Origin of the sequence: Clostridium formicaceticum, assembly GCF_001854185.1 — a bacterium.
GTDB classification, from domain to species: Bacteria; Bacillota; Clostridia; order Peptostreptococcales; family Natronincolaceae; genus Andreesenella; species Andreesenella formicacetica.
The window spans coordinates 1,160,748-1,181,734 of the sequence record NZ_CP017603.1 but is presented as its reverse complement, the minus strand read 5'-3'; the positions used below and the strand labels follow the sequence as shown (position 1 = coordinate 1,181,734).

General features: G+C 30.9%; 22 protein-coding genes. 16 read left to right on the top strand and 6 right to left on the bottom strand.

The genetic code is table 11. From position 1 onward, the window contains the following. Positions 1-27 precede the first annotated feature (27 nt). Positions 28-288 (top strand): YkuS family protein, encoded by a 261-nt coding sequence (locus tag BJL90_RS05485; protein WP_070965088.1) that lies wholly within the window; start codon positions 28-30, stop codon positions 286-288. 427 nt (positions 289-715) lie between these two features. On the opposite strand, the gene yyaC is transcribed toward BJL90_RS05485, so the two are convergent. After that, the gene (gene yyaC, locus BJL90_RS05480; RefSeq protein WP_081562231.1) at positions 716-1,303 is read right to left on the bottom strand and encodes a spore protease YyaC; all 588 of its coding nucleotides are present in this window, start codon (positions 1,301-1,303) and stop codon (positions 716-718) included. A gap of 127 nt (positions 1,304-1,430) precedes the next feature. On the opposite strand from yyaC, the gene BJL90_RS05475 reads away from it, so the two are divergent. The 6 genes from BJL90_RS05475 (at position 1,431) to recR (ending at position 7,278) form a co-directional block, all read left to right on the top strand. Beyond that, complete coding sequence (locus tag BJL90_RS05475; RefSeq protein WP_070965085.1) at positions 1,431-2,522, top strand: YkvI family membrane protein; 1,092 nt, start codon at positions 1,431-1,433, stop codon at positions 2,520-2,522. Positions 2,523-2,643: 121 nt separating this feature from the next. Continuing rightward, positions 2,644-3,756, top strand: coding sequence for a DUF5711 family protein (locus tag BJL90_RS05470; protein WP_070965082.1), 1,113 nt, complete (start codon positions 2,644-2,646; stop codon positions 3,754-3,756). Between the two features lie 10 nt (positions 3,757-3,766). After that, positions 3,767-4,450, top strand: a complete 684-nt coding sequence (locus BJL90_RS05465) for a CvpA family protein (RefSeq protein WP_070965079.1) — start codon at positions 3,767-3,769, stop codon at positions 4,448-4,450. Positions 4,451-4,553: 103 nt separating this feature from the next. After that, on the top strand, positions 4,554-6,191 hold the full coding sequence (gene dnaX, locus BJL90_RS05460; protein ID WP_070965076.1) for a DNA polymerase III subunit gamma/tau: 1,638 nt from the start codon (positions 4,554-4,556) through the stop codon (positions 6,189-6,191). A gap of 57 nt (positions 6,192-6,248) precedes the next feature. Continuing rightward, positions 6,249-6,593: a YbaB/EbfC family nucleoid-associated protein gene (locus BJL90_RS05455; protein WP_070965072.1), complete on the top strand. Its 345-nt coding sequence runs from the start codon at positions 6,249-6,251 to the stop codon at positions 6,591-6,593. Between the two features lie 85 nt (positions 6,594-6,678). Then, the gene (gene recR, locus BJL90_RS05450; RefSeq protein ID WP_070965069.1) at positions 6,679-7,278 is read left to right on the top strand and encodes a recombination mediator RecR; all 600 of its coding nucleotides are present in this window, start codon (positions 6,679-6,681) and stop codon (positions 7,276-7,278) included. A gap of 800 nt (positions 7,279-8,078) precedes the next feature. Here recR and BJL90_RS05445 read toward each other — a convergent pair. Then, positions 8,079-8,477, bottom strand: coding sequence for a four helix bundle protein (locus BJL90_RS05445; RefSeq protein ID WP_070965065.1), 399 nt, complete (start codon positions 8,475-8,477; stop codon positions 8,079-8,081). A 217-nt stretch (positions 8,478-8,694) separates the two neighbouring features. After that, on the bottom strand, positions 8,695-8,979 hold the full coding sequence (locus BJL90_RS05440) for a hypothetical protein (protein ID WP_070965063.1): 285 nt from the start codon (positions 8,977-8,979) through the stop codon (positions 8,695-8,697). A 319-nt stretch (positions 8,980-9,298) separates the two neighbouring features. Between BJL90_RS05440 and BJL90_RS05435 the strand changes: the two genes are divergently transcribed. Continuing rightward, positions 9,299-10,222 (top strand): ParM/StbA family protein, encoded by a 924-nt coding sequence (locus BJL90_RS05435; RefSeq protein WP_070965060.1) that lies wholly within the window; start codon positions 9,299-9,301, stop codon positions 10,220-10,222. A gap of 5 nt (positions 10,223-10,227) precedes the next feature. Beyond that, complete coding sequence (locus BJL90_RS05430; protein ID WP_070965057.1) at positions 10,228-10,509, top strand: hypothetical protein; 282 nt, start codon at positions 10,228-10,230, stop codon at positions 10,507-10,509. 46 nt (positions 10,510-10,555) lie between these two features. Here BJL90_RS05430 and BJL90_RS05425 read toward each other — a convergent pair whose 3' ends face one another. Then, complete coding sequence (locus tag BJL90_RS05425) at positions 10,556-10,876, bottom strand: hypothetical protein (RefSeq protein ID WP_070965054.1); 321 nt, start codon at positions 10,874-10,876, stop codon at positions 10,556-10,558. Between the two features lie 313 nt (positions 10,877-11,189). Further along, positions 11,190-12,317 carry a helix-turn-helix domain-containing protein gene (locus BJL90_RS05420; protein ID WP_081562229.1) on the bottom strand — a complete coding sequence of 376 codons (1,128 nt, stop codon included), beginning with the start codon at positions 12,315-12,317 and terminating at the stop codon, positions 11,190-11,192. Positions 12,318-12,535: 218 nt separating this feature from the next. Here BJL90_RS05420 and BJL90_RS05415 point away from each other — a divergent pair, with 218 nt between their 5' ends. The 4 genes from BJL90_RS05415 (at position 12,536) to BJL90_RS05400 (ending at position 15,615) form a co-directional block, all read left to right on the top strand. After that, positions 12,536-13,114, top strand: coding sequence for a hypothetical protein (locus tag BJL90_RS05415; protein ID WP_156778713.1), 579 nt, complete (start codon positions 12,536-12,538; stop codon positions 13,112-13,114). A gap of 66 nt (positions 13,115-13,180) precedes the next feature. Next, a complete protein-coding gene (locus tag BJL90_RS05410; RefSeq protein ID WP_070965045.1) occupies positions 13,181-13,774 on the top strand; it encodes a hypothetical protein in 594 nt (197 codons plus the stop codon). 38 nt (positions 13,775-13,812) lie between these two features. Then, positions 13,813-14,922 (top strand): hypothetical protein, encoded by a 1,110-nt coding sequence (locus BJL90_RS05405; protein ID WP_070965042.1) that lies wholly within the window; start codon positions 13,813-13,815, stop codon positions 14,920-14,922. A 132-nt stretch (positions 14,923-15,054) separates the two neighbouring features. Next, entirely contained in the window at positions 15,055-15,615 is a 561-nt protein-coding gene (locus BJL90_RS05400; RefSeq protein ID WP_070965039.1) for a hypothetical protein, read from the top strand. 77 nt (positions 15,616-15,692) lie between these two features. Here the strand turns inward: BJL90_RS05400 and BJL90_RS05395 are convergent, their stop codons facing one another. After that, complete coding sequence (locus BJL90_RS05395; RefSeq protein ID WP_070965036.1) at positions 15,693-15,977, bottom strand: hypothetical protein; 285 nt, start codon at positions 15,975-15,977, stop codon at positions 15,693-15,695. 225 nt (positions 15,978-16,202) lie between these two features. Between BJL90_RS05395 and BJL90_RS05390 the strand changes: the two genes are divergently transcribed. The 3 genes from BJL90_RS05390 to brxC are packed head-to-tail and all read left to right on the top strand — an operon-like array spanning position 16,203 to position 20,980. Continuing rightward, positions 16,203-16,799, top strand: a complete 597-nt coding sequence (locus BJL90_RS05390; RefSeq protein WP_070965034.1) for a DUF1819 family protein — start codon at positions 16,203-16,205, stop codon at positions 16,797-16,799. Continuing rightward, complete coding sequence (locus BJL90_RS05385; RefSeq protein WP_070965031.1) at positions 16,800-17,378, top strand: DUF1788 domain-containing protein; 579 nt, start codon at positions 16,800-16,802, stop codon at positions 17,376-17,378. Positions 17,379-17,398: 20 nt separating this feature from the next. After that, complete coding sequence (brxC, locus tag BJL90_RS05380) at positions 17,399-20,980, top strand: BREX system P-loop protein BrxC (protein ID WP_070965028.1); 3,582 nt, start codon at positions 17,399-17,401, stop codon at positions 20,978-20,980. The last annotated feature ends 7 nt before the right edge of the window (positions 20,981-20,987 follow it).

Sequence of the window (20,987 nt, the reverse complement as noted above, 5' to 3'; positions counted from 1 at the left end):
CATAATAATCCAAGGAGGTGTTTGCTTTTGAAAAGAATTGCTATCCAAGATGGTTTAGAGCAATTAAAATTTGATTTAGAAAATAATGGTTACGAAGTAGTTGATTTTCAGGACAAAGGGCATATTGATGCTATTGTCTATACCGACGATTATGGAGGATTTAAAAACTTAAATGATATGGGTGAAACGAATACTTACGGTGCTATACTTATCAATGCAAAAAATAAAACAGTAGAAGAGATACGTTATATTATTGAGACAAGAAGATACGGCAGTTTATTTAGTTAGAAGCACATGATCTTTATCCTTCGGTGTATTGTTAAGATGCCTACTTAAAAAAATGGGCGATCACTACATTCTCAAAGTAAATTTGGCTACAATTCAAGGGGAGTAAAAACTCCCCCTAGATAAGCAAACTAAGTGACTGCCACAAAATCATAGATTTTGGTCATCTACTTATGGCCATTTACTTATGAATTAAGTCTTATTATTATGATGCTATCATGTTTTGTCATTTTGAGCACAGTGAAGTATTTAGATTTTAAAGGCCCTTTGCTAGTGCTTAAAATGACAAAAATCTTTTTTTCGGTGATTTACTTATGCTACTTTTGCTTTTGTGTTATTTAGGAAATATTTTGTGTAGGTTAAAACGAAGGCTTACAGGTGATGTTACATTATGATGTAAAACACCTCAGAGAGGCTTTCGTGAGTATATTTATGATAATAGTTTTTGTTTTTGAAGTTTCCAAATGGAGAACTTGATACCTTCCGCAATCGTGTCTGCCATTTTCATTACCAATTGAAGTCTAGTATTTTGTAAAATCATATACTCCATGTAACCACCTAAATTTACAATTCCCATGATATGTAGGTCCCCAACAGAGGGTAATTGTTTATTTACACCTGCTCCAGGATTTAAAGGGCCTGATCCTATGGTAATATAACCTACTCTATCTACTTTGCCTAAACAAGCATCGATAGCTACAATAAAAGGATGAGAAAAATTGGTATGAATAAAGTCAATTTGGTCTTGTAGATTTTTTGCATGAACAGGTTCTTCCAATGTTCCATACACATGGATATTGTTATGTCTTTCCAGTGGTTTTGCAAGTTTATAACCAATTAAAGGACCTAGAGAATCTCCTGTAGAGCGATCTGTACCTATACATAAAAAAACAAGTTCTTTATAAGGGTAGCGATAATGTTTTTCTATATAATTTGTAAAGCTACTACTAAAATCTATAGAAGCCATGGCATTATTTATATTGATAGAACTAGAAGTTTCACGATGAAATAAAGACACCTCATCTCCTCCTGTAAGTTTATTTTACTTTAAAAGAAGTTTTCCCTAAAAAATCATATTCAATACAATATTGTTGAGAATATCTTCCTAACAAATGCAAATATAATGTTTTAAAGGAGGGGGTTTGGTGAAAAGAAGAAGATCCATCTGTATCTTAGCAAATATATATATAGGAACAATTATTGGAGCAGGCTTTGCTTCGGGGCAAGAAATATTACAATTTTTTTGTAAGTATGGAAAATTTGGAATTTTAGGAATCGTTTTTTCAACAACTTTACTAGGCTTTACTACCTTTAAAGTATTAAAAAGTGTATATTATAAAAAAATTTATAGCTTTGAAGAATTTTTGGTTTATTACTTTCCTAAAAAATCTTGTGGTTTGATCAACCTAATGCTTGCTTTTTTTTTGATCGCTATGTATATTGTTATGTTGGCGGGAAGTGGCGCTGTTGTTGAAGAACATTTTCAAATTTCAGCTATCTATGGAATATTACTGATGTCTTTTTTAAACTTTATTGTTTTTATTTTTGGGATGAAGGGAATTACAAAAGCAAATAGTTTTATTGTTCCTTTAATGATTGTCGTTATCTTTTTTGTGACTTTTTTTGTTATAAAAGAAAATGGCTTTTTATTTAGTAGTTTACATACAAAAACATTTTTAAATTTACCGGAAATAAAAGTCATGGGGATAGAGGTAAGTAGAAAAGAAATTTTTTTGGTGAAGCTAGGGTGGATTTGGTCAGCTGTAGTCTATGCTTCTTATAACAGTATAACACTTATTGTTATAATAACATCTTTGTTACCTTTTATTTACGATGAAAAAGCAGCTAAAAAAGGAATTATACTAGGAAGTGTGGGCTTGTGCTTTATGGCATTATTGATTTTAACTAGCTTGTTAACTTTATATACAGATATTTTGGGATTAGAAATCCCTATGATTGCTGTAGCACACTCGTTGGGAAATATACATAAGCAAATTTATAGTATTATTTTAATTTTAGCAATGTTTACTACATCTATTGCTAATGGATATGGTAGTATACAGCGGTTTTCTTTTATAACAGGAATTAAAAAGAAGTGGATAACGATTTTTATTTGTATCATTGCTATACCTTTGGCAACCTTAGGATTTAAAAATCTTGTGATGCTCTTTTATCCACTTTTTGGATACATTGGTTTTTTATTTATTGGTGCAATTTTATTAAAAGGAGGCAGATAAGTACTCATTTCCTTGGAAATAGAAAAAGGAATTTTCAATTATTTGAGGAATATATAGATAGGTGATTAAGAAGGGATCAAAGGGCAATATATTTGTTTCGCGTGAAACGGGGAGGTAGTTTATGATAAACAGAAGAAAAAAGTTATCTTTATTAATTGTAATGATTTTAGTGCTGCTTAGTCCTCAAATAATAAAAAACATAAGAACTGCAATGACTTCTTCTGAAAAAGTTGTATATTTAATGGAGGAAATAGAAACCAGCCATAGTAGTGACATTGTTTATGGAAAACTAGAAGATGGTGTAGTCCAGTATTGGGATGGCATATTGTATTTTTATGACACAGCGGGGGTACAAAAGTGGAACCTTCATTTAGGTATTGTTAATCCTATATTAAAAGCCCATATGAAAGACATATATGTAGTAGATAACAACAAAAATCAGCTTATCAGGGTAGGTAAAGGTGGCGAAGTTGTCTATCGATATACTATGGAAGACGCTTTAAGTAATTTTAAAGTAGAGGAAGACAACTATGTTCTCCTTCAGTATCCTACAAAAAATAATATGACAGAATTGATAATTTTAGATGATGAGGGGAGAAAGCATGGAAGTATTCTGTTGGGAGAAGGTCAAGTTTTAAATATGTCTATCTCGAAAGCCCATGATTTAATAGCAATAAATACGATTATGACAAAAAACAGCTTAGAGAGTCATCTTTTAACCTATGATTTAAAGGGGCAGCTTATAGCTTCTAATTATTTAGAAGAGGAATTTATATTGGATTTTTCCTATGATGCAAAAGGGAATTTAATTGCTGTAAAGGAAAAGGAAATTATTGGTATCAATAGGGACAATAAAGTGGTGTGGAATGTCTTTCTAGAGAAAGTAAAATTATTCAAAGATTCTCCGTTACAGCACATGGTAGTTTATAGCGGAGAGGAAAGTAGAAATAGATTAATTTATATGAAGGAAGGAGAAGGAGTAAAAGTTGTTCAATACGACGGAAAAATTGCTGGAAAAACTAAAACAGAAGAAGCCTTACTAGGTATAGATACTTATAATGGAGAGATTCTTCTTTACTCTTTAAGAACGATCTATTTAATAGACAAAAAAGCAAATGTATTAGTAGAATATAAGTATTCTAGCGATATAGAAGAAGTCTTTGTCTTTTCAAAAGGACATGTAGCAGTAGTAACAAAAGGAAAATTATCGTTTCTGAGAATATTAGAAGCATAAGGGGCGATGTATGGAGATGAAGTGGTTTGATGCACTGATAATAGTCATACTACTAGTGAATACAATAATTGGGTATAAAAGAGGACTTGTGCTAACACTGTTTAGTTTAGGTAGTTATATTGTAGCAGTACTGGTTACAAAAACCTACTATTTACAATTAGCAACTTGGATAAAGAATTTTCCTTTGTTTATTCATAGGATACAACCATTTGTAGAAAGTCAAGTAGGTCTGCGTTTATCTACAATATTAGGATTAAATCATGGAACTTTAAGTGAGAAACTGATAGAAGAAGTAGAACTTCCCAGTTTTATTCAAGACTATCTTTTAAAGGAAGCATCCATAGAAACCTATGCACAACAAACAGCAGAAATAGTAAAGGAGCACTTTCAAGATATGTTCGTTAACTTTTTTGTCAATGTCATTAGTATTGTTGCTTTATTCATTTTGATTAGAATGCTGGTTTTGTTAATAGGTTATCTACTAAATGGTGTTTTTCAAATTCCCGTGTTGGGAGCAGTAAATAAATTAGGAGGAGGATTTTTAGGTGCCCTTAAAGGAGGAATATTGATGGTTGTTATTGTATTGGTTATGACGATGATGGCTATGATAAATTTAGAGGGAACGATCGCAAAGGGTATGAATGAATCTGTACTTCTTCCTATATTGTCTGACTTTTTTTCAATGCTATATTAAAATAGCTGCAGGTAAAGAAGTATGTTATAATAATAAATATTTCAAAAAGGTATGAATTAAGTCTTATTTTATTTAATATTTAAATATTAACGAAGGTGATTCCATGGCATACAAAGCACTATATAGAAGATTTAGGCCTCAAATTTTTGAAGATGTTGTTGGCCAAGGCCCTGTGACGACGACTTTAAAGAATCAAATAAGGTCCTCTAATATCTCTCATGCTTATCTATTCTCGGGTACAAGGGGGACAGGGAAGACTTCCACAGCTAAAATTTTTGCTAGAGCAGTAAATTGTTTAAACCCTCAGGACTTTAATCCTTGCAATGTGTGTGAGGTTTGCAGAGGAATTTTAACAGAAAATATAATGGATGTTATTGAAATAGACGCTGCCTCTAACAATGGTGTAGATCATATAAGGGAACTAAGAGAAAATGTAAAATATCCTCCTTCTAAAGGAAGATACAAAGTATATATTATTGATGAGGTACACATGTTGAGCTCAGGGGCATTTAATGCTTTATTAAAGACCCTAGAAGAGCCACCGAATCATATTATTTTTATACTAGCTACCACAGATCCTCAAAAACTACCACCTACTATTTTATCTCGATGCCAAAGATTTGAGTTTAAGGCAGTGACTACAGAGGATATGGTGGAGCGATTAAAAACAATAGGTGCGGAGTTAGAGGTGACAATAGAAGAAGAGGCTTTAAGAACGATAGCCAATAATGCTGGAGGTGCTTTAAGAGATGCCCTTAGTATTTTAGAGCAATGTATTGCTTTTAATGAAGGCAAAGTTACTTATGAAGATGTCGTAGATACCCTGGGTATTGTCAATTATGAAATATTATTTAACTTAGTACAGTATATAGCTGATAAAAATATATCTCAGGCAATAGGGCTTGTTCAAGATATTATAGGTGAAGGGAAAGATGTTCACCAACTTATAAAGGATTTAATCAATCACTATAGAAATCTAATGATGGCGAAAATAGAAGTCCCGTTAGAGACTTTGCTGAGTTTATCTAGTGAGGTTTTAAAGAAAATTAAAGATCAAAGCAACCTTTTTTCTGTAGAAGATATGACGAGAGCGATACATATTTTGTCAGAGGTAGAGGTTAAAGCAAAGTATGCACACCAGCCTAGGATTTTATTAGAAGTAGCGATTGTTTCTTTATGTGAAAATAGAGAGAAAGATTTGCTAAAAGAGTTAAGAGAAAAAGTAAATCAATTAGAAAATATGATAAAAAAAGGAATAGTAAAAGAGCAAATACAGGAAACTAAAGCTGTAGAAATCAGGAGAGAAACCAAACCAATTCAAAAAGAAGCAGAGCTTCAGGAAAAACAATTACCACAATCAGAGGGTATAGAACCCTATAAAGAGGTTAATTATTTAGAAATAAAAAACAAGTGGAATGAAATTAAGGACTTTATAAGAAAAGATAAAAAAGCTCAAATAGAAGCAATGTTAAAAGAGGGAGAACTTGTAGATATAAGGAAAAACACTTTAATTATTAGCTTTAAAGAGGGCTATGGATTTCATAGAGATACCCTTGACAGAGAAAAGAACAGGGAATACATTGCGGAGGTTATTGAAAAAGTTACTGGACAAAAACTAAAACTTTCTATGGTAATGGAAGATGAGATACTCCAAGGAAAAGGAGAAAGCGAAGAAGAAAACTTTATTGAAAAACTTAAAAAATCAGTACCAGAAGGTATTTTAGAAATTTATGATGAATAATGATTAATAGAAGATTTATGATATAATAAAAAAAGAAAAAAAGAAGGAGGAAAAATCATGGGTAAAAAAGGTTTCCCAGGTATGGGAGGAATGCCTAATATGAATAATATGATTAAACAAGCACAAAAAATGCAAAAACAAATGCAAGAAATGCAGGCTGAAGTAGAAAAAAAAGAGGTTGAAGCCAGCGCTGGGGGTGGCGCAGTTGTGGTAAAAGTAACAGGAAAAAAAGAAATTATAAGTATAGATATTAAACCGGAAGTAGTAGACCCTGATGATGTAGAAATGCTGCAAGACTTAATCATCGCTGCTGTTAATGAGGCAATACGTTCTGCCGAAGAAATGGTGAATAAGGAAATGTCTAAAGTAACAGGAAATATGAATATCCCAGGATTATTTTAAGTTTAAGATCCCACCTGTGCCAATGATTGAAGGTGGGAGTCTTTATATCTATAAAGATGATTATTTATAAAATGAAGGTGACAATATGAACTATTATTCAACGCCAATAGCTAAGCTAATTGATGAATTTACAAAATTACCAGGTATAGGGAGAAAAACAGCCCAAAGGTTAGCTTTTCATGTTATTTCCACTTCTCATGAAGAGGTAGAAATGCTGGCTCAAGCTATTACTGAAGCCAAGAAAAGTATAAAGTATTGTAATATTTGTACAAATATTACCGATAAAGATGTCTGCAGCATTTGTATAGATAAAAAAAGAGATCCCTCTATTATTTGTGTTGTTGAGGACCCAAGAGACGTTGTAGCAATGGAAAAAACCAAGGAATATCATGGTTATTACCATGTGCTGCATGGTGTTATTTCTCCGTTGGAGGGGATTGGTCCTGAAGAAATAAAGATTAAAGAGCTGTTGGCTAGGTTAGCGAGTAATGAGGTAAAAGAAGTAGTTTTGGCAACGAATCCTAACATCGAAGGAGAGGCCACAGCTATGTATATAGCAAAGCTGTTAAAACCCATGGGTATCAAGGTATCGAGAATTGCTTATGGCATTCCTGTGGGTGGAGACCTAGAATATGCCGATGAAGTAACCTTGTCTAAAGCATTAGAAGGTAGGAGGGAGATATAAAACCCTTCGGTGAAATGTATTACCCAAATAAACTTATATCAAAAATCAAATTCAACACGAAAGTTCTATCATAAACATGGTTTCAGGAAGCGTAAAAACCTCCCTGTACCATGTTTTTTCGTTTTTAGGACTTACCCCCTTGTACCTTAAACCTAGTCCCTAAAAAGCCCTGAAATAAAGACCTGAAGCCCCTAAATGGAAAACAGAATGGAAAAGAAAAATGGATAAAAACATCTCTTAACCCTTGATCCTTAACCCTTAATTCTGAAACAACTTTATTTGCATTTCAGCAGGATTAAGGCCTAAGATTTAAGGGAAAAGTGAATGGAATTGAGAATGGATGATAAAATGGATAAAAATGGGGATTGGCTTGAGTAGGGGCTTGTGGGGAGAATTATGATAAATGTTTATTTGCAGGGTGAAAAATGTTTATTTGGTGTATACATAGATAGAATCAACGATAAAGGCATAAGTTTTAAGAAAAAGATAAAAAAGAAATGAGGGGCTTAAAAACTTATATCAAAGTCAAAATAAAGTTGTATTACTTGTAAAGTAAGAAAAGTGAAAGAAAGAGTCAAGTACCTTTATAATACTGGATTTGAGTAGGGTTAGTGTAATTAGAATAGTGGTAAAAACAGTATTTTTATGATAGAACTTCATTTGCATAATGATAAAACATGCCCTTTTTTTCTGTTTCTAAAAATGACTTTAAATTAAAACTTCTAAAAACAGTGGGAAAGAATAGTTGTATCAAAATGAAAATTAAGTTTTATTACGATAAAGAAAGAATAGGATACACCCTATTCTTCTTCATTATCAATATACATAAATAGTTTTTTTCTGTATCCATGAAGCATCTTTATTATTTCTTCTATCACTAGATTAATTTGATCAAATTGCTCTTGAGTAATATAGTTTCGTCTAAGACTTAGTAATAACCAACTTTTAGTCTCCATTGTAGACCCAATTGCAATATTGATATGGTATAGTTCTCTCTTTACAGAACACTGGCTATTTCCTTCTGCTATATTAGCGGAAACTGAATTTGCAGACTTAATAATTTGTGTCTTAGTTGCATATTCTTCATACTGTGGGAATTTGTCAAGCACCCCGTAAATATGATCGCTTAAATCAATGGCTCTGTTCCAGACTTTCAATTGTGTAAAATCCCTAATGTGAGTTGTTTGAGTGTTATTCATGTTGACCATCCTTTCGATATCTGAATTATTTGGTGGGGGAGATGATGTAGACTAAATATATCTCAATCTCCCTTATGGGATTAACATAACACATGAGAGTGAGTAATCAGGGGCTTAGAAAGATTTTTTTGTAGCAATTTAAGGAAGGAAACAAAAAAACAACTGCTCATTAAGGCAGTTGCTTTAAAGGAGTGTATGTTGTAAATAGTATGTCAAATTAGTTTGATAGCAATTGATTTTGAATACATTGCTTAATCTTAGATAAATCAATAACTTTGTAGTTTTTAGAAGCAAGGGTATTGTAGAGGCTAATACCAACTTCAATAAACTCATTGGCTATATAGCCATATTCGATAAAATATTGAGAAACACTTTTGCAGGTTGCATTAAATTGTTTTAATAAAAAGTATCTAGTTAATATCTTCGCAGTAATTTCTTTTCCTGTGTTAGTCTGTATAAACATAGATTCATTTGATTCCAGAATTACCATATAATTATTCATTTAGATCCCTCCTAGAAAATTTATATCATGATAAATATAGATAATTTCTGGTTTCAAGTATTTTATTTTCAAGACTATGTTATAAATTTTGTCACTATAAAATAATCTTGAAGCCTTGTAATACAAAGAATTGAAGTTGATTGACTAATATACATATTATATTTAAGAAAAGTAGGAGCCAAATAAAAGGCTTTTATTTTTTTATAAAAAAATACTTGCAATCATCATCCAACAGTTACTAAAATGCACCCGAATCAAAACAAAGGATATTTGACTAAGACTATTGGATTTGATATTAATTTTGTGAGGAGTGATGTATATGAATAAGAATTTAGTAATTGGTATTGACCATGGTAATAGGATGATAAAGAGTGGAGATGGAATGTATACCTGTGGTTATATGGTGTACCGCAATGCACCGGTGGGGGTGGATGAGTATTTAAAATATAATGGAAAATATTATTGTATTGATGGTAGAGCAAAGTACAAATATGATAAAACTGTTGATGATACATATTTTATTCTGACTTTACCGGCTATAGCAAGAAGAATGGAAAAAGAAGGAGTTAATGAAGCAGATATTATTTTAGGTATTGGATTGCCACTTTCACATTTGCAACTAAAGGAAAAGTATATAACTTATTTTAAGAGAGATGAGATAGCATTTGCATATAAAAACAAAAAATATTTTTGTAATATTAAAGAAGTTTTCTGCTTCCCTCAAGCCTTATCAGGGTTTATGCTATATTATCAACAATACAAAGATATTGATTTCTTAAATTTGATAGATATTGGACAAGTAACAGTTGATGCTGTAAAAATCTATAATGGTAAACCAGTATTAGAATCGGCTATAAGTTTAAATTATGGAATGTTAAAACTGGTGAAAAGAATACAAGAGAATATCAGGAAACAAAATGGTATTGAGATAAGCGAAGTGCAAATTGAATCTAGCCTTCAAGGGAAGAAGTCTATATACTTTGAGGATGATATTGAAAAAATTATTGAAACTACAAGAATAGAGTTTGTTCATGAGATGATTGGGGAATTGAGTGAGAATTTTTTCGAGTTTAAAGCCACTATGAGTTTATTTATGGGCGGAGGGGCCAGTATAATACAGACAGCCTTAGATGCGAGTCAAAATGGTAGTGAAATTTCTTATTATGAGTTACTTCCTCAAGCACAGTTAGCAAATGCTTTAGGCTATGAGATGTTAGTTAGTCAAGCATTAAAAAGAAGGTGATTTTTATGTCTAATATAAAAAGGCTTAATCTATACTTTAATTTAGATAATGCAAAAACTAAAGAAGCCTATGAAATTATATTTAATAGTATGTCTAAAACAGCATTTATAGTAGATGCTGTTTTAGCATATAAAGATAATACGATTATTGATAAAAGTATAATAAAGGAAGCCGTAAAGGAAGCATTTTTAGAGATGGATTATAACCTAGGGGTTGCTAAAAATACTTGTAAACAAGAAAGTAATGAGATACCCGATGATGTTTTTAATATGATTACAAATTTATAAAAAATGAGTAGGAGTATCTTTGTAAGATATCCTACTCATTTTTACTTTATTTGTCCAATAATTCAGGATAATTAATGTACAAATATCTTTTTATAACTGTGTAAAGGTATTGTTGATCTAAATCATAGGTATCCCGCATGTCTATCCAATTCCTATGGATAGTAATCTTTAACAAGATACTTTTTAGAAAAACTAACAACTTTTCATTATCAGGTAAGTTTTTATACTTAATTGTTTTAATACTCTTAACAATAGATTCTGTGTTAGATTTTACTATACTTTCAATTTGAGAATAGGGCGTATAATTTAAGCACTCCTCCAATGATATATTTAAGAACTGATCTAAATTTACTGTTATTTTATTCATATCACATCACCTCTTTAAAATTTTTAGTATTATAAGAAATCTACAGATACAGTGTCAAGAAAAAAGGTCATTTATGCACTAAAAAGTTTACAAACAAAGATGGAATTGAATTTATAGGTTCCTGTTCGTGTTAAGGATAGGACAGAATGACTTTTACTTTCAAAACCCTTATATAGAAGGTATATACGAAGTCGTTTCTAAACTAGAGAAGTGTATGGAAATCTATATATATAATCCAAAATTAAAGAGGGGGTTAGAATTATTAAATTAGGTGATAAGTAAAAAAGAGCCTCAATAGAAAGAGACTCCTTACCTACTTAAATGTGAAATTAGAGACAGCAGTAACAATAGTACCTAAAATTTTAAGATCATTAGGGGGGTTACTATTGTCAAATTGAATATAAGAGCATTTTTTCTCAAAATCCTTATATAGTGATTCTAAAATAAGGTTTATATTTTTATTATCTATACCCTGAAGTTGTTCTTTTAATGATTGAATATTATCTTTTAATTCTTGGTCATTACCTTTACAAAATTCAACATAGTTTCTTTTTATTTCTTCATTATATAAAGTAGGACAGTAATTAAGTTCTTTAATATCATTAAAGAAATCGCATATATCAATTGTCACAATACTCGATTTCCCTAAAGTTTTACTTCTGTATTGTCCAAAAGAGATTAGAGGTCCATGTTTAAACAATACAATAGAAAAATCAGTTGGTTTAATATCCGTAATAACTAAATAAAGATGCCTTAAATTTGTCTGTGGTGAAAACCAATACTTGTTATTATGCCGAAAAGCAGCAACAGACATAGGATCTATTTGATATTTCAGCCCAGAATCAATAGGTGTATTATTGTTATCGAAGTCATATATAACTGGAAGTTCTATAGGCCTGTTATCATCCTTAGAAGAAATATATAAGGCATTTTTTATTCGTAAGTAATCTAAATTATTATCGTTAATTTCTATTTTTCTTTGGTCAGAGTAATCAATTTCACTATAATCTACAGGCAATATAAGATCATCTTTTAGATTTAAGATTGTAGACATTAAAGTATCAAAGTCCATCTTATCTTCTAAAAATTGTTGTTTTTCATTCATGTAGTCAAATATTAATTTTAAGTTTTTATCATTTGCAGGATTAAGATTAATTGCTTCTGCTAGAAAGGATTTTAATGTATCAGGAACAATTATATGTCGGAGACTATTTGATTCTAAAATACCTGCTGCAACTAAAAGAACTTCATATTTTATATCTAACGCCTGTGAAATTGCCTTTAATATATCTGGACTTGGATTTAAGTCATCCTTTATTAGCCTAGAGGCATAAGCCTGTTTTATATTAGCCATACGGCAAAGGTCTTTGATCAGCAATCCTTTCTTTTCTAAAACACTTTTTATTAATTTCCCTAGAGACATAAATATCAATCCTTCCATTATCTATATCAGTATTATAGCACAATATTAATATAAAATTAAGTAAGATAAAGTAATATTTATACTGATAGTAATATATATTAAAAATAGTAAAGTTATATTGAAAAATTATGTTGACAATTATTATTTCTAGTAATAAAATATAAACACAAACATTACTGTTAGTAATATAAATTTAATTAAATGTAACATAAAATATTAAACGCAGTAAATAAATTATGAATAATAAGAAAGAGAGTGTGATCGCTATGACATTTACTTGTTTAGAAGTAGGGCAACCTTGCCCACCTATTATAAAGAATATAGAAAGGTATAGAAGATTTAGCGGTGCAAAATTGGAAGTTCATGACAATGGAAATTATTTATTGCTTGTGTTTTTGGATGGAATGACTAACAAGGAAGTAGAAGCATTAAGAAGTAGTAAGATTACATTCAAAACCATTGAAGAAAGAGAAACAGGTTTTTTATTAACACTGGTGGGTATTAGCAGTAGGCTACAATTTGAAATCATTTTTGACCCTACATTATATAAAGGAGCAAGAGGCCAGATTGCTGCATTAGAAAAGAGTAATCTTATAACTTTAGTGGGAATTGACACTAGAAATATGAATGTCAGGGCGTTAAGAGTCATTACGCCACCCAAAAGATTAAGAACAAAATGGCTAAGTTCATGGAATTCTATGATAAATATGAAGGACTGTAGTAGACTTTATGTTCAATGGATCAACAGTCTCTATAGATATACATTGGATGAACTTTGGAATATGGCTGCATATGAAGGAAAAGGTGGAGAGTAATACAAGGATATATCCATCTATGAAAAGAGTGATTAAACTATAAAAACATAAGAAAGGATGATTAATATGTTTAGTATAGATTTGTATCAACAAAGAGCAGAAGAAATTTGGGGAAAAATTAATGATTTAGATGGAATTACAATGAAGTATTCTTTAGAGCAGTTTTATAAAGAGATGCAGAATAAAGGAGAGAGGCAAAGGGTAATGGATATTCTTAATAGTGGTAGGTTATCTTCTTCTACAGTTGCTAGTATCTTTAGTCCCGGAATAACAAACTACTTCATCATTAATGATGTCGGATATGGACAGGTTTGTCATAAGTGCGGGAGCAGTGGATATGTACTGCTAATTTTAGATGATAACTATAAGTGTAACTTAGATAACAAGGTATTTACTCCTTGTTTGGAAAGTTATTTCACATTAAAGGTACCGCTAAATAGTGATTGGTTCATTAGAATGTTTCCTGTACCTATTAATCCTAAAACAGATTATTGGTATTGTCCGTATTGCAATGAAATCCATAAATTCAAGTATGATAGAAACATTGGACTTAGATTTGATCAGGACATCATCAAAGTTAAAATAAATAAAAAAATTGAAATTCCAGATAAAGATGAAAGAGAAAAAATGAAACAGATATTTGGAATAATTGGCTTATAAGTTAGTTTAATGCAGAGCATGGAAAGGAATGATGAAAAATGAGTCAGGAAAAAATGGATAAGCGAATAAAGCAACATATAGAAAAGCAATTAGATAAGTATAGAAGATATTTAGAGTATTGCAATAAAAGAGATTATTATTATGAAGATGGCTTTAAGACTCTTAGGGGGATTATAGACGATTTATCTCAATATATGGATATAACGGATAAGAAGTATAGAGTTGAAAACCTAGAACATAAAATAAGGGTAACAGTTTTTATTACTAAGTATAGAACTTGGATGAGCAACTATATAAAATGGGTTAAGGATGAACATAAAAGGTCACTAATAGAGATTCTGAACAAACTAGATTACCTTTCAATTTTGGCATCTGTTGAAGAAGAAAGGTTAAAACAAAGAGAGCAATCAGATAGAATAATGGGGTTATTAAGAGAGTATCTTAACTTTCTAGTAAAATTTAATATTAATGACATAAAGATTCCAGATATTAATGAAGATGTAGAATCATATAAGCAATATTTAAAAAATGTCCTTATGGAAGAAAGAAACAAGGCTATCAATTATTTGAAAACTATAGGTGGAATTTATACAAGTGAAAATAATGCCTTTAATTCATTTATACTGGAGTATCCCAAAGAAGTAGACAGAGATCTATATAAAAGAAGCATAAAACTTTTGCAGTTAGATTGTCCTGATCCCAATTTGGATTACGCACTAAATATTGATTGTGAAAAGGCTAAAGAACTTGGAATAAAAGTGAATATCGGTGAATGTGAATTTATAGAAGAAATTGTTAGATTTGAAGAAGTCAACTTTCCAAGTCTAATGCGAGAATTCATGGATAAAGGAAAAACTCGTAAAACTAATAATTATTGCTATATCGCAGAAGTTGATGAGCAACTAAAAGAAACAAATAAAATTACAGATTACGAGTTTATAGACAGTAAAAGAAAATATGCACGGTATTTTATTAAGAATGAATATGAATTTAAAGATGGATATTATTTAGTAAGTACAGGATGGGGAAGAAACTGCGAGTATTATTATAAATTGGATGCAGGTAAATGGTTTGAAGTAATTACAGAATGTAAACGAGTATACAGAGAGAAATTGCCAAAAGCCAAAAGAGTAAGGAAAGTTAATTGAGCATGGTCAATTAATCCTTGTTTGGCAAAGTTATTTACTATTATTGCATCCTTCTGTTTGTATGAGGGATGCAATATCTATATCAAAACTCAATTTAAACAACAAGTAATTACAATGGTAGGAGGAGTTAGTATGGAAACTATTACTTTACTAAAAGGAAAAGAGATTGAAAAGGAAATAATTCTAACAGAAGGAATAATAGATGTTTACATAAATGGAGTCTTAAAAGAGGAGCCAATGCCTCATTTCCGATTAGGATCATATGTGCATAAATTGATACCCCTTAAAATGTTCTTAATAAAAAATGGGATAAGAGAGGCAGTAAAGAAGAAGAATACGATAAAAATAATTACTAATAACAACCATATAGTTGAAATTAAACCTCAAAGAAAAAGATATCTATATAAAGAAGAAGTAATATTGGAGTTGGTTGAATTATCATCTAAAGGAAGGTTAAGAATCAAAGAGGAGATTAAAAAAAGAATAGGACTAGAATATATAGAGAAAACTGAAGAATATGATAATGATAAAAGAATACAAGTAAGATCTATTGATTTACATGAGGCTATAAGTATACTTAATTCACTTTTTATTGTACCTAACGAAACAGTCTGTTTTGAATTAGATGATAAATCTATAAAATTTAGAGTGCAACTTTTTGTAGAGTATACTATTTATGCAGAAGAAGTGTAGTAAATATATATAGACAGCCAAAGTACCTGAAGTTTATATATTTGAAAATTTGAAGAAATGAGATAGCCCTGCTGAAACTAGCAGGGCTTAATTTTTACTGTTTTAAGGCTAATACCAAGAAGTTCAACCTTGAACTTTATATGAGAGTTTTTGAATTGATAGTTTCCGTAAAGTGTGTACCCTTTGTCAGATATAGGATTTACAAAAGGAAGTATAAAGTTAACATTCTCATTATCAATCAATTCCAGTTTTTCTTGTACAAAATTTTCAAAAATCTTTTTCAATGTAGAAGTTGTAATCCCTTCATCCTCAAGCAATTCAGCCATATCACCACTATACACAATCTCAAAAGAATAATTCATTATCATAGACCTCCATAAATTTTATTATTACATTGGTCTACTAAAAACAAAAAAGCATAGTAGGCCAATGTAATAATTGACATACTATGCTTTTATATTAAATGCTATATTACTATATAAAAATATGCTTGTCAATAAATAATTTGGAAATTTAAAGACAAAAAAAATTGTTAGTGATATAATAAAACCTAAAGTGGACCATTTGAGAGGATGTGATGGAAAAATATGCTACAGTATACTTCAATATTAAAGTCCAGACCATACTTATATCTGGAACTTAAAAAGGCTTCGCAGTTGAAAAATCAAGGGTTGGACGAAAAAACTATAAGAAGTAAAGCGATAGAAGAAAATATTTTTGCTGTTAATACAGAAGCCCGAAAAAGGGAAATTGCTTCAACGGTAATCAATAGAATTGAAGGTTTAGATAATTATATATTAGATAAAATCGTGAATGGAAGTTTGCAAACTAGTAAGCAATTGGCAATATATAGTATCCTCAAAACAGATCGGTTATTCTTCGAGTTCATGAAGGAAGTTTATAAAGAAAAGTTATTACTAAAGGATTTCATTATAACAGATAAAGACTTCAATGTGTTTTTTAGAAGAAAAGCAGAACAGAGTGATCAAATAGCGGAATGGAAGGATTATACTTTCTATAAGTTAAAGCAAGTTTATAAGAGAGTTTTATCTGAAGCCGGGTTTATTAAGAATTCTAAGAAAGAAGTTGAAATCATTCCTCAAATAATGGAGGAAGAAGTAGTTCAACATTTAAAGAATATAGGGGATATGCCCTACCTAGAAGTGATGTTAGGAGAGATATAGATGCAGATTTATGAAAGACTAGATAAAATCCTTCCCAGATTGCAAGAAAAGCGATTTAGAGAAAACAAAGGATTGGGAAATGAAATAGGTTTTTACATCTTTGACTATGATCCATCAGATGAACTCATAGTTAGAGAACATATTAAGTTCTTGAAGCAGAAAATTAATAATGAAGATTCAGAGATTCAAATTAAAGAATTTGATCTGTATGAGATTATCTTAGAAATATTAGAGGAAAAAGGCTATCTGAATAAAGTCTTTGAAATGGAGAAACAAAAAGGAACTGAATATATTATCAATGCTGTGAAGAAAACTTTAAGACTTACCCATAACAATGATTTAGTCGTAGAGTATATAAGAAACAGGGTTAATGACAATGATATAGTTTTCTTAACGGGAGTAGGTAAGGCGTGGCCTATCATTAGATCTCATACAATTTTAAATACATTACATGCGGTCATTGACCATGTTCCCCTTGTTATGTTTTTTCCGGGAATATATGATGGCTTGGAATTGAAGTTATTTGGTGAGATAAAGGATGATAATTACTATAGAGCATTTAAGATGATTGAAAGGTAGAGGGGAAGGGAGAGATTATTATGCAATTAAGAAAAATGTTTTATAAGGAAATTGATAGAGATATCAAAGGCGTTATTAAAATTGGCCAAGAAGATGATACCAATGTTTATCAGGAACTGGAGGAGTATGTAGTTACAAGAGAATTATCTAAACACTTTAGCGAATTCTTTGAAGCATATAAAAAAGGAATAAACAACTATACAGATAAGATGGGAGTATGGATTTCCGGATTCTTTGGTTCTGGTAAGTCTCACTTTTTGAAAATTCTATCTTACCTATTAGAGAACAAAGAAGTTAAAGGCAAAAAAGCAATCTCTTATTTTGATGATAAATTAGAAGATTCTATGGTGTTGGCTGATATAAAGATGGCCGGAGATACCAGTGCTGATGTTGTTCTATTTAATATAGATTCAAAGTCAGATTCCAATTCCAAAACCAATAAGGATGCTATTGTAAAAGTATTTATGAAAGTATTTAACGAAATACAAGGCTTTTGTGCTGCCCTGCCTTGGGTTGCGGAATTAGAAAGACAGTTAGTTAAAGACGGTACATATGAAGCCTTTAAATCAAAATTTGAAGAATTATCAGGGAATAAGTGGACTGACGCTAGAGAGGATTTCTACTTTGAGGAAGATAACATAGTAAAAGCCTTAGCAGCAACCACAAAAATGAGTGAAGATGCTGCAAGAAGTTGGTATAACAAGGCAGAGGAGAGTTACTCACTAAGCATTGAGAAATTTGCTAACAGGGTGAAAGAATACATAGAATCCAAAGGGAACAATCATCATGTTATTTTCCTTGTAGATGAAATTGGCCAGTACATTGGTGATGATGTAGGTCTTATGCTTAATCTTCAAACAGTAGTAGAGGATTTGGGTACTTATTGTGGAGGTAGAGCATGGGTTATTGTAACATCTCAACAGGATATAGACTCTATTACTAAAGTAAAGGGGAATGACTTCTCCAAAATTCAAGGAAGATTTAATACTAGACTCAATCTATCATCTGCCAATGTAGATGAAGTAATCAAAAGAAGAATTTTGCGTAAAAGTGATGTAGCAAAGGATACATTAAAACTTTTATATCAAGATAAAGAAGCAATTCTGAAAAACTTAATTACTTTTTCTGCTGATACAGCAGAAATGAAAACATATAAATCTGAAGAAGATTTTGTGGCAGTTTATCCATTTATACCATACCAATTTAATCTATTACAATCTGTGTTTACAGGTATTAGACTACACGGGGCTAGTGGAAAACACTTATCTGAAGGAGAAAGATCCTTATTAAGTGCATTCCAAGAGTCGGCTATTATTTATGCTGATAAAGAAGCAGGAGCCTTAATACCATTTGCAACTTTTTATGAAACTGTAGAAGCATTCTTAGACTCAAATATTAGAACAGTGATTATAAGAGCAGAGGATAATGATCGTCTGACTAAAGAAGATGTAGAAGTATTAAAGGTATTATTCATGATTAAGTATGTTAAAGAAATACCTTCAAACATTGAAAATATAGCCACTTTAATGGTAAGCCATATTGATGATGACAAAATAGAACTCAAGAAGCAGATTGAAGAATCATTAAAAAGATTGCTAAAAGAAACACTCATTCAAAAGAATGGAAATGAGTATATCTTTCTTACCCATGAAGAACAGGATGTTAATAAAGAAATTCAAAATATTCCAATTGATATGGGTGAGACCATATTAAAAATTGGGGAGGAAATTTTTGAAGGAATTTATAATGAAAAGAAATACAGATATAATGCTAGATATCATTTTGATTTTAATAAAATCATAGATGATAGATTCTTGTCTCCGCAAAAACACGATATTGGTCTTAAAGTTATAACTCCTTACTATGATACAGGGATAGAACTAACAGATCAAGAGTTGAAAATGATGGCTACAAGAGAAAATAACTTAATACTGAAACTTCCTATGGATACTACCTTTTTAGAAGAAATGGAAGAAGTATTAAAGATCCAGACTTACTTATTAAGAAAAGGTGGATCAGCATCTACTTCTGAAATCGAAGAAATAAAAATTAGAAAGTCCAGAGAAGTGGCGGAAAGAAAAGAACGAGTTAAAACTCTAGTAGTTGAGGCCTTAAAGTCGGCAGATATCTATGCCAATTCTCAAAAGTTGGATATTAAATCTAAGAATCCTATAGAAAGAATCAATGAAGGGTTTAAACTCCTTATAGAGAGCATGTACAATAAATTAAACTATATTACAACCTTTGTAGAGAGTAATAAAGATCTAAATGATATTTTGCTAGAAGATAATATGCAGGTGAAATTGACGGATGATGTTCCAAATAAATTGGCGGTGGATGAAATAGATGGTTATATTGAGAGAAATACAGAAAGAAATATACCTATGACTATAAAATCCATTACTACGCTATACGGCAAGGCTCCTTATGGATGGAAGGACTTAGATATAACTGGAATCATACTTAGATTATTTAAGGTGCAAGAAATTAAATTACAATTGGGGAATGAATATTTGACTGCATCTGATAAAGATTTAATCAACTATTTAACCAAAAGAGATTACCAAGACAGATTGATTATAAAAAAGAGAACGAAAACACCTGCAAAGTACATTAATAATGTAAAGAATTTAGCCAAGGAAGTATTCGGATTCACGGCAGTACCAAGTGATGAAGATGGATTGATGGATAGATTTAAGAAGTTGTGTGAGCATGAATTAAATAGAAGAAGCACAGATACAAATGACTATGGTATATACTTCCTACTGGAAGAATACAAGAATAACAAATTCTATCCCGGAAAAGAAGTTTTAGAGAGAGGTCAGAAACTATTTGAAGAAATATTAAAAATCAAGGATACGAAAGAATTCTATGAGAAGATATATGAGTTACAGGATGAACTGTTAGATTATGAAGAAGATGTCTTTGATGTGAAAAAGTTCTTTAAAAATCAAAAAGAACAATTCGATAAGGCAGTTCACAAGTTAGAGATTTATGAGAAAAACAAGACTTATGTAGTAGACCGAGATACCATTAAAATCGTAGAAGAAATTCAGGGCATAGTTAAGTCCAAACAACCATACTCTGAAATTCATAGGCTACCAAATCTAATTGAAGAATTTATAGATAAATTCGGGCAACTATTAGAGATAGAATGTAAACCGGTCAGAAGTGTTATTGAAAGTGACGCTAAAAGAGTATTGGATGAATTGGAGTTATATGATTTTAGAGAAGAACTAAGAAGTAAATTTAAGACAAGATTTGATAACTTACTTGATCGTTTAGACAGTGCAAATAACTTTTATGAAGCCATTGCCATGAAGGAAGAATCTGATAGATTAAAAATTCGTTGTTTTGATGAATTTGAAAAAGAAAAGGCAAAAAGAAAACCTAAGCCTGAAGAAAAGACACCAGAAGTATTCCATGACGATAAGCCGGAAGTGGGATATAAAGTTAAGACGGTTAAAAATATTAGTATAGCCAATATATTGCATGGGGTGAAGGTAATTGAAACGGATAATGATATAGAAGAAGTAGTTGGGGAAATCAGAAAGAGATTAAAAGAACAATTAAATGAAGATACCAAACTGAAACTAATCTAAAAATTAG